Here is a 17547-nt window from a genome sequence, read left to right as displayed (position 1 = left end):
AATCCATAAAACAGCCAAAAACCCAATTATAAAAAGCCCGATAATTAACGTAACTAAATAACGAGAGGTCCAATAAGCTTGTATCGAAGGACGTTTAGTTGGTTTCGACATGAAATTCATACCCCATCCCTCGAATCGTTCGAATCTCGCCTTCAGATTTCGGCCACTTCTTCAAGACGTGTCGAATGCGTTTAATGGCTAAATCCACTGCACGATCACTACCAAAATAGTCCATACCCCAAACATGTCCAAGTAACTGTTCACGATTGAAAATCTGATTTGGGTGTTTGGCTAAAAACAACAGCAGTGCACGGTCTTTAGGCGTTAAAGGAACTTCTTCATTATGTAAAAAGATTTGCCGTTCTTGTGGATGAATGCGTAATTTGCCAAAGTGACGAGCATCGATTTCATTTAATAAACGCGTCGGTCTACGAAGAACAGCTTGAATTCGAGCAACCACTTCTTCTGCAACAAACGGTTTGGACATATAGTCGTCCGCTCCGCTTTGAAGACCTCTTAGCCGATCAGGAACTTCTCCTAAAGCGGTTAACATGATAATAGGACAAGGGGAATGTGTTCGAATATTTTGTAGAAAATCCCATCCTGTTCCGTCAGGGAGAAGTACATCTAGCAATACTAAATCGATTGACTCTCTGTCAAAAAGCATGGAAGCTTGTTCAATTGTATATGCTTGATATGTTGCAAACCCATGCTTCTCTAGATAGGCACTCAGAACTCGTGAGATGGGAATTTCATCTTCCACTATTAAAATTCGTTTCACATCAGTTCACCTCATTTTCAATCTGAAGTGGGATACGCCACTTTTCTTACAAGTATAAAAGAAGGGACTCGAAATGGATATATTCGAGTCCCTTTAGATTAAGCTTCAGATGTTGTAAAAGTCGCTTGTGGTTCGTCATCAGCAGGCTCATTATTTTGCTGTGGGAAGTCACCTCGTGGTCCGTGGTGGCCGCGATCACCATGATGACCAGGTCCGCCATGTGGTTTGAAACCAAGCTCATCCATTTGAGTACGTGCTTCTTCTTCTGTTAATGTACCCGCTTCAACTTGGTCGCGAATGGAATCAAGTTGTGCTTTTTGGTCATCTGTTAATTCTGGATGTGGTCCACGAGTTAGGAATTTAGCGTCGAAATCTAAGCCAAGTGCTGCTACTTTTGCTTGTGCTTCCGCTTCGGTTAAGTCGCCAGCGACGAATTGGTCACGAATTTCAGTTAATGCTACTTTTGTTTCTTCATCTAAATCTTCAAAATCCACATGTGTTAAAAAATCTTCTGGTAGGTCAACGTCTAAGTCATCAAGTTTAGCTTGAGCTTCTTCTTCAGTTAAAACACCATCTTTAAATTGGTTACGAATATCTTCGATAGTAGCTCTAGCGTCTTCATCGATGTTGCCAAATGGACCTTTTCCGTGATGTCCACCTCGACCAAATGGACGGTCAATTCCTAATTCCACTATTTTTGCGTGTGCTTCTTCATGCGTAATTTCACCTGCTTTTTCTTGCGCACGAAATTCATCTAACGTCGTTTTGGTTTCTTCAGAAATTTCTTCGTTTGTACTTGAGGCAGTGGTGGCGGCTAAAATAGAAGGTACAGCAATCGTTCCTAAAGTTAATGCACTTGCTAAAAGCATGCTACTTGTCATTTTCTTCATCTTCTTCATCCTCCTAAAATTGACTGTGGAAATCTTCCACACACTTACAATAAACCGTCAATGTGTCAGGAGAATGTCAAAGAAAAAAAGAGTGCGAATTCCACACTCTTTTTAATCGACTCACCATTCAATTTCTTCAGGATATTCCTTTGTAATCGATAAATCATGAATGTCACTTTTCGTTTCATTGGCAGATTTGAGGACTTGAGTTCGAAATGCATGGTAGTCTTTGTCTTGAACAGCTAGCTTTAAAGCAATCATCCCTAAATTTTTTTCACGTTGTTCTTTCGTTGAGTTAATATGATTTAAATTCAGAATATCCACAAATTGAATGGCATATTCTTGGACGTTCGTCTGGTTTTCACTCAATAAGTTCATAAATTGATCATGGTGTTCTTTTGGAACAACGGATTGCAAAGCTTCGCCTACAACTGATTGAAATTTACGAATGGTTGATACATGTACATCAAGAGTAGCATAAGCATGCTTTTTACTATATAAGCGGACAAAATCATTTAAGGCAATCACGGTGAAAATAAGCTCAGGCCAAAGAACCTCAACGGAATAATAGATATTCTTCTCAGAACCGACAATCTCATGCTGCTTCATGGTTTCTTTGTTTAACCCATTTCCTACAAAACGGACATGACGATTTGCTTTCGATGCATTCTTAATTTCAACCATGACTCCAAGTAATCTTTTACGTGGACCTTCCCAGTCGTAATATTTGTTTTCATCGCCAACGACCGCATATACTGCTTGATTTATTTCATCTAAATCCCAAAAGTCTCCACTAATTAACGCGCCGGTGAAATTTTCAGTATGAGTAATTGATAACATGTAAATCGCCTCCTAATACTCTATTACCTTTTTGGAGTATAGTTAAGCTTTTTAAATAGTACGTCTAACTCGGCTTTAGATAAATCACGCCATTCACCAACAGGTAGACCATCGATGTGAATATTCATAATACGCACTCTTTGCAAGCTCTTAATTTCATAACCAAGTGCCGAACACATGCGGCGAATTTGACGATTTAATCCTTGAGTTAAAGTGATTTTAAAGATATTAGAAGAAAGTTGTTCTACCTTACAAGGTAGTGTCTTCGTATCTAAAATTTCTACGCCTTCTGACATTTCTTTAATAAAATCCTCTGTAATGGGTTGATTTACTTTAACAATGTATTCCTTTTCATGCTCATTTTCAGCACGCAAAATTTCATTCACAATATCCCCATCATTTGTTAATAAAATAAGCCCGTGAGAGTCTTTATCTAATCGGCCAATATGGAAAATTCGGAGCGGGTGGTTAACGTAATCCACAATGTTTCCTTTTATATGACGTTCTGTTGTGCTCGTGATTCCAACTGGTTTATTAAGAGCGATATAAACATATGGATCTTCATGTTTTACAAGGTTTCCATCTGCACGGACATCGTCACCAGGTGCTACTTTACTCCCTAGTTCTGCTTGGACTCCATTAATTGTAATACGTCCATCTTCAATCCATTTATCAGCACCGCGTCTTGAGACGATACCAGCTTCACTTAAAAACTTATTTATACGCATATCATCACCTGCTTTATTTAATATCACTAGTATAACGCATAACGATAGATGATAAGCATATGATGGGGTTCAAAACATCTATAGTTTGAGGTCACAATATGATAACCTTACTATAATAATCATCATTCGGAGATCCATAAAGAATAGGAGGGTCGAAATGAACAATGTGAATGAATGGTCAACGGATTTGAAGGAATTGCTAACGATTCAACATACGATAAAAGAATACGAGAAAGATGCTTATTTATTTCGAGAAGGAGATCCAATCAATGCCATTTATCTTGTCCAGTCTGGCAAGGTCCAAATTGGTAAAGTGACTCCAGATGGCATGGAGTTAACACTACGGATTTGTGGTCCGCATCAGCTCGTGGGAGAAATCACGCTTTTTTCACCGACCGCTAAATATATGTTGGATGCCAAGGCGCTTGAAACGGTGCGATGCGTCAAAATCACCTCTGAATCAATAGAAGATGCACTCCTTTATAAACCAGAGATCGCGATTACCTTGATGAAATGGATGGGGCTCAATCACCAGAAAACACAAACTCGATTCCGCGACCTGCTATTGCATGGCAAAAGAGGAGCATTATTCTCCACGCTAATTCGAATGTCCAATAGTTATGGAGTTGAGCATGCAAATGGCATTCTCATCGATCAGGTATTCACAAATCAAGAGCTTGCAAACTTTTGTGGTATGGCTAGGGAAGTAGTCAACCGTTTGCTCAGCGAACTGAAAAAAGAAGGTCATATATCTATGTGGGAAGGCAAAATCATTATTCATGATTTAGCACACTTGAAAAATGAAATAAAATGCGAAGACTGTCCAATCGCCTTTTGTAGAATTGACTAATTAAACGGTTACCCCTAATAGGGTGGCCTTTTTTTGTGGGGAAAATAGTGTGAGTGAATGAGTGAAGCCGAATAAATCACGAGCGAAGCGGAATAAACACCATTTTTATGAAATAACCATTAATAGAACTTAAAGAATTTTCCCGAGACATTCTTTTTGACAAAAATTTGACATTCTTTTTTATAAAACTTTCAAGTGTGATAAATGTCACAGTGTTTCATATGAGAATGCATTACGCTGAACGTAACCTAATTACATTTAAGGAGTGAGAATAATTGAGCAAACCGAAACACAACCCAGAAGTAAATTTAAAAGGAACATTAGTTAGTGTTTTATTGGTTGGGGTCATTATCATCGTCATGTGGTTAGCTGTTTATTTAATGTACGTAGCAAGATAAAAAGGAGAGGATTAGTATGCATTTACATAAATACGAAAAGATTTGGCTTGTATTTGGTCTCGTTTCTTTGATTGTATTTTTAAGTATTGTGGGAGTTAGTGCATTTTCTCATGGTCACACACCAGCTGGAGGAATGACAACAATTGATCCGAAAAAAGTAAATGAAACTGCGCCGTTCGATAAGCCAGGCGTAACCCAGCTGGATGATGACACGTACCAAGTAGCAATTGTGGCAATGGCTTTTGGTTATACTGCACCCGAACTAAAAGTGCCGGTGGGGAAAGAAATCTTGTTTAAACTTACAAGTACAGATGTCGTTCATAGTTTTACAATTGATAACACAAAAGTCAACATGATGGTCGTCCCTGGTCAGATTACAACGAAGTCTTATACATTTGACAAACCCGGGAAGTATTTAATTCTTTGTAATGAATATTGCGGAGCAGGCCACCACTATATGTTTACAGAAATTGAGGTGTACTAATCATGATTGCAATAAGAGATCGTAAGTTAGCATTATGGAATATTGGTGTAGCATATTTAGCATTCTTAATCGGTACGTTATGCGGACTATTGCAAGTATTTATTCGAAATGATGCGCTGACATTACCTAGCTGGTTGGATTATTATCAAATATTAACGGCACATGGCGTGCTACTTGCACTTATTTTTACTACATTCTTTATTTTTGGTTTCTTTATTACCGGTATGAGTAAAAGTCTTGGAAGTTTCGGTCCGAAAGTTTATCTTTTCTCATGGATCGGATTTGCCGTAACAACAGTAGGAACCGTTTTAGCGACTGCTATGATTGTTTCGGGAGAAGCATCCGTTTTATATACGTTTTATGCTCCGTTGAAAGCGAGTGGCTGGTATTACGTAGGTCTTGCTTTATTTGTAGTAGGTACATGGATTAGTAGTTTTGCGTTAGTTGGTCACTATATGGTTTGGCGTAAAAAGCATAAAGGTCAATTGAGTCCATTGTTTGCCTTTATGACGATAGCGACCATTGTAATGTGGATTATTGCGTGTTTAGGCGTTGTGGCAACTGTATTGTTCCAATTCATTCCTTGGGCATTTGGATGGGTTGATACGATAAATGTGGAGTTAAGTCGTTCATTATTCTGGTTTTTCGGGCATCCTTTGGTATATTTCTGGCTGCTACCAGCCTACATGGCATGGTATGTTATCGTACCGAAGTTAATTGGAACAAAGGTATTTAGTGATTCACTTGCACGTTTATCATTTGTGTTATTTATTCTCTTTTCTATCCCAGTTGGATTTCATCATCAATTAACAGAACCAGGAATCTCTAATTTTTGGAAATTTCTTCAAGTTGTTTTAACGTTTATGGTAATCATCCCATCTTTAATGACTGCGTTCTCAATGTTTGCAACGTTTGAAATTGCAGGTCGTAAAAAAGGTGGCAAAGGACTATTCGGATGGCTTACAAAACTTCCATGGAAGGACGTTCGCTTTACATCCATATTTGTAGCAATGGCTTTCTTCATCCCTGGGGGAGCTGGAGGGATTATTAATGCTAGTTTCCAATTAAATGAGATTGTTCACAATACATTATGGATAGTAGGACATTTTCACATTACAGTTGGAACACCTGTAGCAATGACATTTATGGGACTGACATTTTGGATTATACCTTATTTAACAGGTCGTAAATTTTCAAAATCCATGCAAAAACTAGGATTTATCCAAATTATCACGTGGGCGATCGGCATGTTGCTTATGTCAACATCACAACATATTTTAGGGCTTCTTGGAGCACCAAGACGTACCGCATATTCTGGTTATAATAATCACCCATCCGCAATGGAATGGTTTGACGGAATTCTAACGAATCATGTAACGATGGCAATCGGTGGAAGTATATTATTTTTATCAGCAATGATACTCATTTATATTGTTGTTATGACCATGTTCCTTTCTCCAAAAGCTGTTAAAGAAGAAGATTTTGTCGACTTCCCATTAGCTGAAAGTGATGTTGAGAACACACCGAAATTCTTAGAAAACTGGTGGATTTGGATCGGCATCGCTTTCGTCCTTATCATTATTGCTTATGCCATTCCGTTGAATGCTATGATTCATCACGCACCTCCAGGTTCAGAAGGTTTTAAAACATGGTAGGAGTTGAGTAAAATGGTAGTCTTAATGTTAATTTGTTTATTTGTTGTCATCACGTTGGTGACAGGTATGATTATCGATTTAAATAGTTTAGAAGATTAATGTAACCAAAAAGGTTTGTGGCGAGAGTTTTCGCTACAAACCTTTTTTAATGTTTATTTTGACGAGTTCATCGAGGAAAACAGGGCGCTGTGGATATTTTCTTTGTAAAGTAACCACTAAAATTGCGTGGTGTGATAATAAGATTCCCCACGGTTGAAAATACGGGAAGGCACAAATTTCTTCAAGTAGATAAGGTTCAATAATACCACCCACCTCTCTATCGTTACCATAAACGATAATCTAGCTTCTGCCAACCATCCTATTAGCATATTATAACAATAAATATGTTGTAATTTTCGGTGTAATCTGACAATATAAGAGGTACGGACTTCCTGTTTTGTAATTCTGCTAGATATTATGAAAGCGCATACAAAAAAGAGGGGTCAAATAAAGGGAGGAATTTGAGAATGGTATATGCATTTCCAAACACAGAAGGTTCTATTGTAACTTTTAAAGAAAAATATGATAACTATATTAATGGTGAGTGGACTGCTCCAGTAAAAGGGCAATATTTTGATAACGTAACACCTGTAACGGGTCAAAATTTCACTCAAATTGCTCGCTCAACTTCAGAAGATATTGAACTAGCTCTTGATGCAGCACATGCAGCTAAAGATGCTTGGGGAAAAACGTCTGTAGCTACACGTGCTAATATTTTAAATAAAATTGCTGATCGTATGGAAGAAAACTTAGAAATGTTAGCTGTTGCAGAAACATGGGATAACGGGAAAGCGGTTCGTGAAACTTTAAATGCTGACTTACCTCTTGCTATCGATCACTTCCGCTACTTTGCTGGAGCAATCCGAGCGCAAGAAGGATCATTAAGTCAAATTGATGATGATACAGTTGCGTATCACTTCCATGAACCAATTGGTGTAGTTGGACAAATCATTCCTTGGAACTTCCCACTATTAATGGCAGTGTGGAAGCTTGCTCCAGCACTTGCTGCAGGAAACTGTGTAGTGTTAAAGCCTGCTGAGCAAACACCAGCTAGTATTCTAGTATTTGCTGAACTAGTAGGAGATTTATTACCTGCAGGTGTATTGAACATTGTGAATGGTTTTGGATTAGAGGCAGGGAAGCCACTTGCATCGAACCCACGTATCGGAAAAATTGCCTTCACTGGTGAAACAACTACAGGTCGTATGATCATGCAGTATGCTTCTCAAAACTTAATTCCAGTTACTTTGGAACTTGGCGGTAAGTCACCAAACATTTTCTTCGAAGATGTAATGGATCATGACGATGCGTTCTTAGATAAAGCAGTAGAAGGATTTGTATTATTTGCATTGAACCAAGGGGAAGTATGTACATGCCCTTCACGTGCATTAATCCAAGAATCTATTTACGATAAATTTATGGAAAAAGTATTAGCACGCGTTGAAGATATTAAAACAGGTAACCCACTAGACCCTAATACAATGATGGGTGCTCAAGCTTCTAACGAACAATTAGAAAAAATCTTGTCTTACCTGGATATCGGGAAACAAGAAGGAGCAGAATGCTTAATCGGTGGAGAACGTAATAATATTGAAGGCGATTTCTCTGGTGGTTATTACGTGAAACCAACTGTCTTCAAAGGAAATAACAAAATGCGTATTTTCCAAGAAGAAATCTTTGGTCCAGTTGTTTCAGTAACAACATTCAAAACTCAAGAAGAAGCTCTTGAAATTGCTAACGACACGTTATACGGACTTGGTGCAGGTGTTTGGTCACGTAACATGAACACAGCATACCGTTTCGGTCGTGCGATTCAAGCGGGCCGTGTTTGGACAAACTGTTACCATGCGTACCCAGCACATGCTGCGTTCGGTGGATACAAAATGTCAGGTATCGGTCGCGAAAATCACTTAATGATGTTAAATCACTACCAACAAACTAAAAACTTACTTGTTAGTTACAACGAAAACAAATTAGGATTCTTTTGATTGAAAGGGGAATGACCAATGATTGAACGAGTTACTGCTACGGACGCCACGCTTGAATTGATCGAGTTATTGAAAAGCAAGCACGGTCCTGTCATGTTCCACCAATCAGGCGGTTGCTGTGATGGATCTGCACCCATGTGCTACCCAGATGGCGATTTGATTGTGGGGGATCAAGATGTGCTGCTCGGTTCAATCGGCGACAGTCCTTTCTATATGCACAAAAGCCAGTATGACTATTGGAAACATACACAACTCATCATAGATGTAGTTGATGGAAGAGGCGGGATGTTTTCATTAGAGGGAGTAGAGGGCAAGCGATTCTTAACTAGATCACGTGCTTTCACTGCTGAAGAAAATAAAGAAATTCAAGCAAGTTCAAACTAAGAATTGCTAAATGCCGTCATTTCACTTGTGAAAACTTGTGGGGTGGCGGCTTTTATATGGAACAAAATGGGTGAAAGGGAATAAACACCTTGCGAAAGGGAATAAATCGAATTGAATGGGAATAAAACAGCAACGAATGGAAATAAACACCTTCTGAAAAGGAATAAATCAAATTAAACGGGAATAAACACAGGAATGTAATGCAACAAAGGAAATAAAGGGTTATGAATAGGGGATAGAGAAAGGTAAAGGATAGCGAAACTAAGTGCCTACTACTTTCTAATCCTGTGTAAGATACAATTAAAGAAAAGGAGTGAGTATGATATGGGATACATTATTTTTGCACTTTTAATTGGTGTCATCTGTTGGACGCTTTGGCGATTAGTCACAATTCGCCGATTGCCGTTAAATCATTTCACACCATTTGATGACGCGATTGACGGAAAAAAAGAAGACAGTAATACTACATCTCTTCATGATACGAAACACGAAATAGAGTATGAAGAAACAACACCTAAAAAAGACTAACTGCTCATAAATGAACATCTAATAATAAATGAAGGTGGAGAATTGATGTTATTTCGAAGAAAATCTTACACAATAAAGCCTCAAATGTACGATACGTTTACCCATTTTTTTCACACGTACCTCTTACCAAATCAACTGACGCATGGTGCAAGCCTTGTCGGTCGTTGGGTAAATGAAAGCAAAACGGAAATTATGGCAATGTGGGCATACCGAGACCGAGCCGATTTTGAGCGAGTGGATGCTGCTATTCGTGAATCAGAACTTCATCAAACCGCTCAAAACTATCGACAGACATTACCGCCTTTATTCGAGACAAGTTCAGAAGACTTTATGGAGTCGACAGGCGATTATTCAACATCGACTTATGTAGCAGCAGTATCTGGTTTTATTCAAAACGAAGCAGGGCAAGTTCTACTTGTTCGAAATGAACATCGTTCCAACACGTACGAGATGCCAGGTGGACAAGTAGAGCCAGGGGAGAGTATGACGGTTGCTTTAGCTCGCGAAGTCTTAGAAGAAACAGGAATTATTGCGGAGATTGGAGATTTGGTGGGGGTGTATCAAAATGTCACGACTGGAGTCCTTTGCCTTGTGTACAGAGGGAAATGGATTTCAGGAAGCCCCACTCCGAACCCGGGAGAAACAATCGATGCGCAGTTTGTTGAACTAAATGAAACGAATGTGATCGATTGGGTTACAAGAGAGCACTTTGCATCGAGAGTCTATGATGCCATGAACCAAGGAAGTATAGCCTATGAATCGTATGAAGTTAGACCATACCGATTACTTGAACGTGTGCAGGGCTAAATCAGATGAAAATGAACCATATCTTATTTTCAGTTTCTGACTTGAAGCAATCAATCGACTTTTACCATTCCGTATTTGGTGCCAAGTTAGTAGCAAAAGGCACAACAACCGCTTACTTTGACTTAGATGGTTTGTGGCTTGCATTGAATGAAGAAAGAGACATACCAAGAAATGAAATTCGTGAATCTTATACACATATGGCTTTCTCAATCACTCTGAGTGAATTTGAGGAAACTCTTGAGAAATTGAAGAAATTAAACGTTTCGATATTGCCTAGTCGAGTTAGAGATGCTCGGGACAAAAAGTCCATTTACTTTGAAGATCCAGACGGACACAAATTCGAATTTCATACGGGGACCCTAAAAGACCGAATGGATTTTTACAAAAATGATAAGGGACATATGGTGTTTTACGACGATTAAAGAGCCTAGAAGGGATGAAGTAAGTGAACGTCTATATAATCACTGGTGTGTCAAAAGGAATTGGGTTCGAACTTGCCAAACAACTGATTGAAGCGGGTCATCTAGTTGTCGGAATAGCTCGCACAGAGTGCGAACTGAATGGGATGAAATTCATTCTAGCAGACCTCTCTAAAACGGACAAACTTGATTCGCTAATGAATGAAATAATCGAGGCTGCTCCACGACATGCGGGTTCATTTACACTTATTAATAACGCAGGGATGATTGATCCAATAGGGTTAATAGGTTCTGTAAATGTAGAAGAAATAACGAAAGCAGTTGCAGTCAATTTAACGGCACCCATGATCATTTCTAGTGCATTCATCTCTAAGTTAAAGGATTTTCCAGGATCAAAGCGTATCGTCAATATTTCCTCCGGAGCTGGTCGAAATGCATATGAAGGATGGGGAATATACTGTGCGACAAAAGCTGGGCTTGATCATTTTTCACGGGTCGTGGCACTTGAGCAATTGAAGGCTACGCAACCTGTAGAAATTGTTTCAATCGCTCCAGGTATTATCGATACAGGCATGCAAGAGGCTATTCGGGCAAGCAACGAAAATGCATTTCCACTTCTCGATCGTTTCATTGACTACAAAGAACAAGGATTACTAAGTAGTCCAGAGCAAACTGCACGAAAACTTATTTCGTTCATAGAAAATAAAGACTTCAAAGAAGTTGGTCCAATAGTGGATATCCGAAATTTTTAGTTTACTATTCGATTTATAAGGAATGAACTTTACCATAATGAAAAAAGTGATTTTGAAAAACTTTAAGTATAATTTGTTCGAGCCATTCTTACGTAACACGAATGTCTCAACTATTATTTTATATCATGGTTGGGGAACAGATGCTGATAGCTACAGCAATTTTGCTGAGGACATTGCAAATAAGGGGTTTAGGGTAATCGTTCCGGAAATACTTTATCACGATACAAGAAACATAGTAGACAATCATTTTAATAAAGAGGTTATACAGAAATATTTTTGGAAAACGATTGTTGAAAGTATTGAAGAGTTCGATGAGTTTACAGAAGAATTAGGGATTCCATTGGAACAAATCATCTTAGTCGGAAGCTCGATGGGAGGTTTTATAGCTAATGGTATTTTTGCATCCTCAAAAAACTTAAGGGGCTTAGTAAATATTAATGGGTCTGGATCTTTTTTGTTCTCAGAAAGACTTTTTAGAAAGATGGACAACCGACCTGATATACCGCTTGAAGAAGAGAAGATGTTAAATAAATATAATCCAGTTAGACGAAAAAATTGTGATTCACCCGTACTTCTTATGCACGGTGATTCCGATCGAACAGTTCCAGTAGACGGGCAAAAAGATTATTTTAAATACCTGACTGAAGTTGAAGGTAGAAATGATGTCGTTTTATTGATTTACGAGAATATCAACCATCAAGTTTCCTCAGAGATGTTAAAGGATTTAATGGTTTGGTTAAATAAGTTTCAAATAAAGAAATGACTTCTTCACAGTAAGCGAAAAAGTCATTTCTTTTGGAATTCAACTAAGCTTTTATCTTGATTAGCACTAAATAGCTCCATGAATATTTCAGGCACTCTTTTGCGGAAAAATGAATAATTATGTTCAGCGTTTTCCACGATATTAAATCTAGTATTTGGTATTTTCCCTGAAATAATATCATATATTGCTTGGTTGGATTCTAGAAACCCTTTGCTTATTCGCTCGTCAACGCTTTCTTTCGTGCCGCCATCCATGTAAAACTTTTCTATAGAAGACAAATCTGATTGAATTAACAACTTTTCTATTTCTTCTTGATTACGCCAAAAAGCAGAAGAAATGGTTGCAACTTTTGTAAATACGTGAGGGTATCTACAAACAGCATACGTTGAAATCAAACCACCCAGTGAAACACCCGCAATACTCGTTGAGTCCTCTAGAGTTCTATATTTTGAATCAATAAAGGGCTTAAGTTCATGAACAATAAAATCAACATAAGCCGCACCTTTACCACCGGTAGTACTTGCCATCCCAATCAAATTCTTACTATATTCCCCATCAACCCAAGGACAGTACTCATTTTTACGTTCATCACCTAGCGTATTTGTATCAATTCCTACGACAATTAGCTTTAATTTACTTTTATCTAAGTAATCTTTTAATCCTAATGAAACCCCTTGAATTGCATCTTGGTCTTCAAAGACATTTTGTCCATCGTGCATATACAAGACAGGGTAGCGTTTAGATGGTTCAGTTTCATAATTGGTTGGTGTATAAACACGTATCGTTCTTTCGTGATTGAAAGCCGAGATAGGAATTGTGAATTTTTCTAGCATGTTGAAACTCAACCTTTCACTTTCATTGTTATGCATTCATCATTTTTAAAGCCACCATTTTTGTTGTGGAAGCAAGACGGGTTTAATATTAAAACATCTGGAATAAATCGTTTAAACGCAGAATCAATTCCAAATGCTTCTATATCTAATTCAGTATTAAGTTTATGTACGACTTCCTCTAGCTCTACCATTATTCATTTCCTTCCCAGTGCATTCATCAGAATATCGTCATATACTTCATGCCAATCTTTACAATAGTGAGCTGCTTTGCTAGGCTCAATAAACATTCTTTGAGCAGATTCGAAAATTGCTTTAAATGGAAGTGTTTTTGTAATATCCATACGATATAAAACTTGGTAACCAATTAAAGGATAGGGACTATCACTATTCCAATTTGGATTATCGCTATGGTCCACTTCTACGTATCCAAGATATGAACAAATTCCTTCCACACAACCTTCTTCCATTACTTCACGCTTGAAACACTCCTCAGGGGTTTCATTTGCCTCAATATGTCCACCAGGGAAATGCCATCCTCGGTTTTTAATATCCACTAAGAGCAATTGGTCGTCATGGAAGCAAAGTCCGTGAACACTGGTTATTAATTCATGATGAGGTAATGTTTTTGATGGAGTCCAAGTTAGCTTTACACGAGATTGTCCCCAGGTTACATAGGTTGTAGTCATGATGAAATCCTCCATTTATAGATACACTTTTGACGTTCTCCTTCTAAGTACATATCGCTATCAATAGGTAAATCTACGATTTCAATGAATTTTGCTCCAAGTCTAGTGCACGTTTTTTGAGATGCGATATTTTCGGGGTTACACGTAATAATTAACTCGTTCATACCATGAGCAAGCGCAACTTTTCTTAGTAATTCACACGCTTTCGATGCATAATGATGACCTCTATATTTCTTATCTATGCCGTATCCAATATGTCCACCATAGTAAGTCAGTGTATTGTTACCTATACGAAGATCGATGGTGCCAATGGTTAAATTTGTTCCTGTCAGATTGATTGCATAACAATAGGTTGGGACAAATCCATTTACTTTATTTTCACGAATTTTTTGTTCAATTATTAAATCGATTTCTTCCCCTTTAATAAAATCGAAAGGAAGAAACTTGAACCTTGCCTTCTTCAATTGGAAAACACCGCCATTCTATTTGTATACAATTTAGTTTATTCAATGAAATTGAATGTACGGTAGGCGAGTTCGCACAAGACTTGTGTTCAACAATCGTCGTAATAATTGTAATTTCTTCTTTATAGCAGGAAGGGTTTTCATGGACTGGGAACAATAAATAAAAGCATCTCCTAATTTATCTTTTAAACAAAATGTACAACGACACCATGCCTGATTTCTGTTCCCTAATATTGGTTTAGAGCAGCCTCATCAAATCCATAAAGACTTGCCAATTTAGCTATACTCAAATAATAAGCGCTAACGGTGAATAATTGGTTAATTTCACCAGACTTTATCATGTGATTCATTCGCTTTAAATCAACCAAGTGTACATCGATCATTTCAGTATCATCCAAGTCTTGCTTTGTTACTAATTCAGCATTTGTAATAAGGTAGCTAATGACTTTATTTGTTTGGGTAGCTGGATTAACAAAAAATTCGCCTAGTAAAATAGGGGGAGAGGTTGAAGTGAATCCTGTTTCTTCTTTAACTTCACGTAAAACGGCTTCTTCGAAAGTTTCATTTCCCTCAGGTTTTCCAGCCGGGATTTCTAAAAAGCTTGAGTTTGCTCCATGACGATATTGTTTAACTAGAACAAGTAGCTGATTTTTGGTAATGACAACGGCATTTACCCAGTCACTATATTCAGTTACATAATAATCTTGAATAATTTGTCCAGAAGGTAATTCACAAGTATCTTTTCTCAGGTTTCCAAATGGAGTTTGATAAAGATAGCTAGAGTTTAAGGTTTTCCAATGTTTCAAATGATTCACGTCCTCTAGTCGTTCTGTTTCATGGTTGTAAAATCTTGAACCTGTTTTAACGCCTTCCAAATCTGGACATCCACGTGGTCGACAGGTCCGATACCACTGGTTAAATCCCATAGTATAATTCGTTCCATTTCGTCATTTGGAATAAAAGGAGTTAAGTGAGAGACCTTACTAAAGTAGATGGGGTTATATTTTACATGGTGTGATTCTAGATTTTGAATTTTTGCTAAACCTTGAAACGTTAAACTTTCAACTTTTTGTCCCGTTTCTTCGTGTAGTTCACGAATCGCACATTCTTTAGGCGATTCATTTAATTCTCTTCTTCCGGCAGGTAGTTCCCATCGTTTACGAAAGTGATTAAACCCAAAGAGAATATCATGTTCAACTTGAACGATTGCATAGGAACCTGCTAACGGCTCATAGTTATGTAATTCATCTTCTGTTACAGTCATAAATTCGATAAATTCTAAGGAAGGGTCTACATTCACTCCACATTCTCCTTTGAAAAATTATTATCTTATACTATTCGATAACTAAAAAACTAATACCTTCTTTTTCCATCTTGTTAAAACGAAAAACCCCATTAAACCTGGCTATTTTCCAGATTCATGGGGTATGAATTATGAGTTATTTCGCATAATGTTCAACACGAGTTTGATTCATGATGGCCAGCGTAACAATTTCAGCCACGTCTTGAAGCTTTGCTTTGCTGATTTTATCAATTTTATCTTCGGGTTTGTGATACCAAGGCTCTGCTGGATTATGAATGAATAAAGCAGCAGGTATGCCTGCTTTTGCAAAAGGAACATGGTCACTACTGTCACCTTGGTTAACGGGTGTTGGTTCGCCATTTAATTTGGTACTTGCTACTTGAGTAAGTTCGGTGACCAAATTCGGCTTGTCATCCATTGTTTGCAAAATTAATTTACCAGCATCTTTACTACCTACCATATCTAAATTGAAATTTGCAACCATACGATCTATTTCATTAGGGGATAACTGATTGACGTAGTGATTAGAACCAATTAATCCTAATTCTTCAGCTCCAAAAGTGATAAACCGTATTTCTGTATCGCTAGGAATGGTTTTAAAGACGCGTGCGAGTTCAAGTGTCATGGCAGTTCCTGAGGCATTATCGTTTGCTCCAGGGGCATTTGCAACTGAATCATGATGTGCACCGATGACGATGATATCATGCTTTGCTTTGGTTTTAGAATTTAGATTTGACGGTTTCTTAGTTGCAATGACATTGTGAGACTTGTTTGTGTTGGACTTTGCTCCTTCAATTGTAAGTGATGCTTGGGTGTCGGGATTCTTATTAACTTGCTTCACCATCTTTTCACCTTCCGCTTGTGTCAATAAAACAGCTGGAATAAAGGAATGATTTGCTTCGCCAAGACTTCCCATTATCATGCCAGGTGCATTGTTGTAATAAATCACACCAACTGCACCTTTATTGGCCGCATTTAACATTTTCTCCTTGAAACTAATGTCGCCACGTTTCAAAAGAACGATTTTTCCAGTTAAATCAAGATGTTGTAGCTCGTTAGCTTTACCAAGTCCACCAACCACAACCTCGCCCACAACATGTCCACTAACCGAATATTCCAAAGCACTTGGATCTACAATATGTAAAAATCCATCTAGAGTTAATTCAATGGTATGAGGAGCGGTATAATCATTAAAAGTAAAGGTTTGAACCTCAGTTTTATACCCGTAAGAATCGAATTGCTTTTTAATGTAGTCAACGGCTGCATCTTCTTGCTCAGTTCCAGCCACTCGAGGCGTTTTGGATAGAGATTTAATATGTTTATACATGTTTTCATCATCAATGGTCTTCAAAATGTTCATTTCAAAATTAGTTGATTTCTCATCTTGAGAATTGGTGTAATAGGTTGCGAAAGTGGCAATAGGCGCAATGACGCTTAGTCCAATAATGGCTGTAATGATAATTTTAGATATAGAATGTTTCATTTTGTGCCTCCAAAGTATTGAATACTTTAGGATGAACAGAAATGAGATTTTTACTAAGCAAAAATTAATTATTTTTTGTGTTAAATATTAGGAAATTTTTAATGAAAATTTATAGATATTTCTTTTCTATTTTAGATTGACAAAATAACCAATAATATTGCATAATACAAATATATTAAATATTCAGAAATATTAGTTATCTTAACTTTAAATAATGCTAGTGGTAGAGGGAACTGTGAAGTACATCCTAAAACTGGGCACCTTGGATGTATGGAGTTAGTGGTGCAACCGACCTAACAAGAGTGGACTATTTGTCCGCTCATGTTAGGTCTTTTTTTTGAATGATAATGAAACAGGTAGAATACTAGATTCTATATAGCAGGAATCTCATTTTTCATTCGGTGTTATAAAGATATAAAAGTAATTGATAGAAGGTTGAAATGCTTTTTGAGCAAAGATAATTGTGTTAAAT

Annotated in this window: 22 protein-coding genes and 1 riboswitch; of the genes, 11 read left to right on the top strand and 11 right to left on the bottom strand. The window is 37.6% G+C overall.

Annotated features, from left to right (window positions below; translation table 11 throughout):
- Positions 1-94: 94 nt before the first annotated feature.
- The 4 genes from WBG45_RS08100 to rluF form a co-directional block, all read right to left on the bottom strand.
- Positions 95-781 (bottom strand): response regulator transcription factor, encoded by a 687-nt coding sequence (locus WBG45_RS08100; protein ID WP_424413581.1) that lies wholly within the window; start codon positions 779-781, stop codon positions 95-97.
- 98 nt (positions 782-879) lie between these two features.
- Positions 880-1671 (bottom strand): hypothetical protein, encoded by a 792-nt coding sequence (locus WBG45_RS08095; protein WP_424413580.1) that lies wholly within the window; start codon positions 1669-1671, stop codon positions 880-882.
- A gap of 120 nt (positions 1672-1791) precedes the next feature.
- Positions 1792-2511 (bottom strand): DUF6904 family protein, encoded by a 720-nt coding sequence (locus WBG45_RS08090; protein WP_424413578.1) that lies wholly within the window; start codon positions 2509-2511, stop codon positions 1792-1794.
- A gap of 23 nt (positions 2512-2534) precedes the next feature.
- On the bottom strand, positions 2535-3239 hold the full coding sequence (gene rluF, locus WBG45_RS08085; RefSeq protein WP_424413576.1) for a 23S rRNA pseudouridine(2604) synthase RluF: 705 nt from the start codon (positions 3237-3239) through the stop codon (positions 2535-2537).
- A gap of 157 nt (positions 3240-3396) precedes the next feature.
- On the opposite strand from rluF, the gene WBG45_RS08080 reads away from it, so the two are divergent.
- From WBG45_RS08080 to WBG45_RS08030, 11 genes are all read left to right on the top strand, one after another.
- Complete coding sequence (locus WBG45_RS08080; RefSeq protein WP_424413574.1) at positions 3397-4089, top strand: Crp/Fnr family transcriptional regulator; 693 nt, start codon at positions 3397-3399, stop codon at positions 4087-4089.
- A 275-nt stretch (positions 4090-4364) separates the two neighbouring features.
- Positions 4365-4487: a cytochrome C oxidase subunit II gene (locus WBG45_RS08075; protein ID WP_424413572.1), complete on the top strand. Its 123-nt coding sequence runs from the start codon at positions 4365-4367 to the stop codon at positions 4485-4487.
- 16 nt (positions 4488-4503) lie between these two features.
- Complete coding sequence (locus tag WBG45_RS08070; RefSeq protein ID WP_424413570.1) at positions 4504-4971, top strand: cytochrome c oxidase subunit II; 468 nt, start codon at positions 4504-4506, stop codon at positions 4969-4971.
- A 2-nt stretch (positions 4972-4973) separates the two neighbouring features.
- Positions 4974-6626, top strand: a complete 1653-nt coding sequence (locus WBG45_RS08065; RefSeq protein WP_424413569.1) for a b(o/a)3-type cytochrome-c oxidase subunit 1 — start codon at positions 4974-4976, stop codon at positions 6624-6626.
- A 506-nt stretch (positions 6627-7132) separates the two neighbouring features.
- A complete protein-coding gene (gene adh / locus WBG45_RS08060; protein WP_424413567.1) occupies positions 7133-8653 on the top strand; it encodes an aldehyde dehydrogenase in 1521 nt (506 codons plus the stop codon).
- An 18-nt stretch (positions 8654-8671) separates the two neighbouring features.
- Entirely contained in the window at positions 8672-9037 is a 366-nt protein-coding gene (locus WBG45_RS08055; RefSeq protein ID WP_024536161.1) for a DUF779 domain-containing protein, read from the top strand.
- Positions 9038-9361: 324 nt separating this feature from the next.
- Positions 9362-9565: a hypothetical protein gene (locus WBG45_RS08050; RefSeq protein ID WP_024536160.1), complete on the top strand. Its 204-nt coding sequence runs from the start codon at positions 9362-9364 to the stop codon at positions 9563-9565.
- A gap of 45 nt (positions 9566-9610) precedes the next feature.
- A complete protein-coding gene (locus tag WBG45_RS08045; RefSeq protein ID WP_424413565.1) occupies positions 9611-10372 on the top strand; it encodes an NUDIX hydrolase in 762 nt (253 codons plus the stop codon).
- Positions 10373-10377: 5 nt separating this feature from the next.
- Complete coding sequence (fosB, locus tag WBG45_RS08040) at positions 10378-10794, top strand: metallothiol transferase FosB (protein WP_424413563.1); 417 nt, start codon at positions 10378-10380, stop codon at positions 10792-10794.
- Between the two features lie 23 nt (positions 10795-10817).
- On the top strand, positions 10818-11543 hold the full coding sequence (locus WBG45_RS08035) for an SDR family NAD(P)-dependent oxidoreductase (RefSeq protein WP_424413561.1): 726 nt from the start codon (positions 10818-10820) through the stop codon (positions 11541-11543).
- 37 nt (positions 11544-11580) lie between these two features.
- Positions 11581-12306, top strand: a complete 726-nt coding sequence (locus tag WBG45_RS08030; RefSeq protein ID WP_424413559.1) for an alpha/beta fold hydrolase — start codon at positions 11581-11583, stop codon at positions 12304-12306.
- A 23-nt stretch (positions 12307-12329) separates the two neighbouring features.
- Here WBG45_RS08030 and WBG45_RS08025 read toward each other — a convergent pair whose 3' ends face one another.
- From WBG45_RS08025 to WBG45_RS07995, 7 genes are all read right to left on the bottom strand, one after another.
- On the bottom strand, positions 12330-13139 hold the full coding sequence (locus WBG45_RS08025; RefSeq protein ID WP_424413557.1) for an alpha/beta hydrolase: 810 nt from the start codon (positions 13137-13139) through the stop codon (positions 12330-12332).
- An 8-nt stretch (positions 13140-13147) separates the two neighbouring features.
- Positions 13148-13330 carry a hypothetical protein gene (locus WBG45_RS08020; protein ID WP_424413555.1) on the bottom strand — a complete coding sequence of 61 codons (183 nt, stop codon included), beginning with the start codon at positions 13328-13330 and terminating at the stop codon, positions 13148-13150.
- A gap of 3 nt (positions 13331-13333) precedes the next feature.
- Positions 13334-13825, bottom strand: coding sequence for an NUDIX hydrolase (locus tag WBG45_RS08015; RefSeq protein ID WP_424413553.1), 492 nt, complete (start codon positions 13823-13825; stop codon positions 13334-13336).
- Entirely contained in the window at positions 13822-14289 is a 468-nt protein-coding gene (locus WBG45_RS08010; protein ID WP_424413551.1) for a GNAT family N-acetyltransferase, read from the bottom strand. The genes WBG45_RS08015 and WBG45_RS08010 overlap by 4 nt, the downstream gene beginning before the upstream one ends.
- A 227-nt stretch (positions 14290-14516) precedes the next feature.
- Positions 14517-15104, bottom strand: coding sequence for an NUDIX hydrolase (locus WBG45_RS08005; RefSeq protein ID WP_424413583.1), 588 nt, complete (start codon positions 15102-15104; stop codon positions 14517-14519).
- A 5-nt stretch (positions 15105-15109) separates the two neighbouring features.
- Complete coding sequence (locus WBG45_RS08000; RefSeq protein ID WP_424413549.1) at positions 15110-15589, bottom strand: NUDIX domain-containing protein; 480 nt, start codon at positions 15587-15589, stop codon at positions 15110-15112.
- A gap of 139 nt (positions 15590-15728) precedes the next feature.
- On the bottom strand, positions 15729-17075 hold the full coding sequence (locus WBG45_RS07995; RefSeq protein ID WP_424413547.1) for a M28 family peptidase: 1347 nt from the start codon (positions 17073-17075) through the stop codon (positions 15729-15731).
- 219 nt (positions 17076-17294) lie between these two features.
- Positions 17295-17377: riboswitch (cyclic di-GMP riboswitch) on the top strand.
- The last annotated feature ends 170 nt before the right edge of the window (positions 17378-17547 follow it).

It is taken from the genome of Paenisporosarcina sp. (assembly GCF_049671445.1).
Taxonomy (GTDB): Bacteria; Bacillota; Bacilli; order Bacillales_A; family Planococcaceae; genus Paenisporosarcina.
This window is presented reverse-complemented; position numbering and strand designations above follow the sequence as displayed.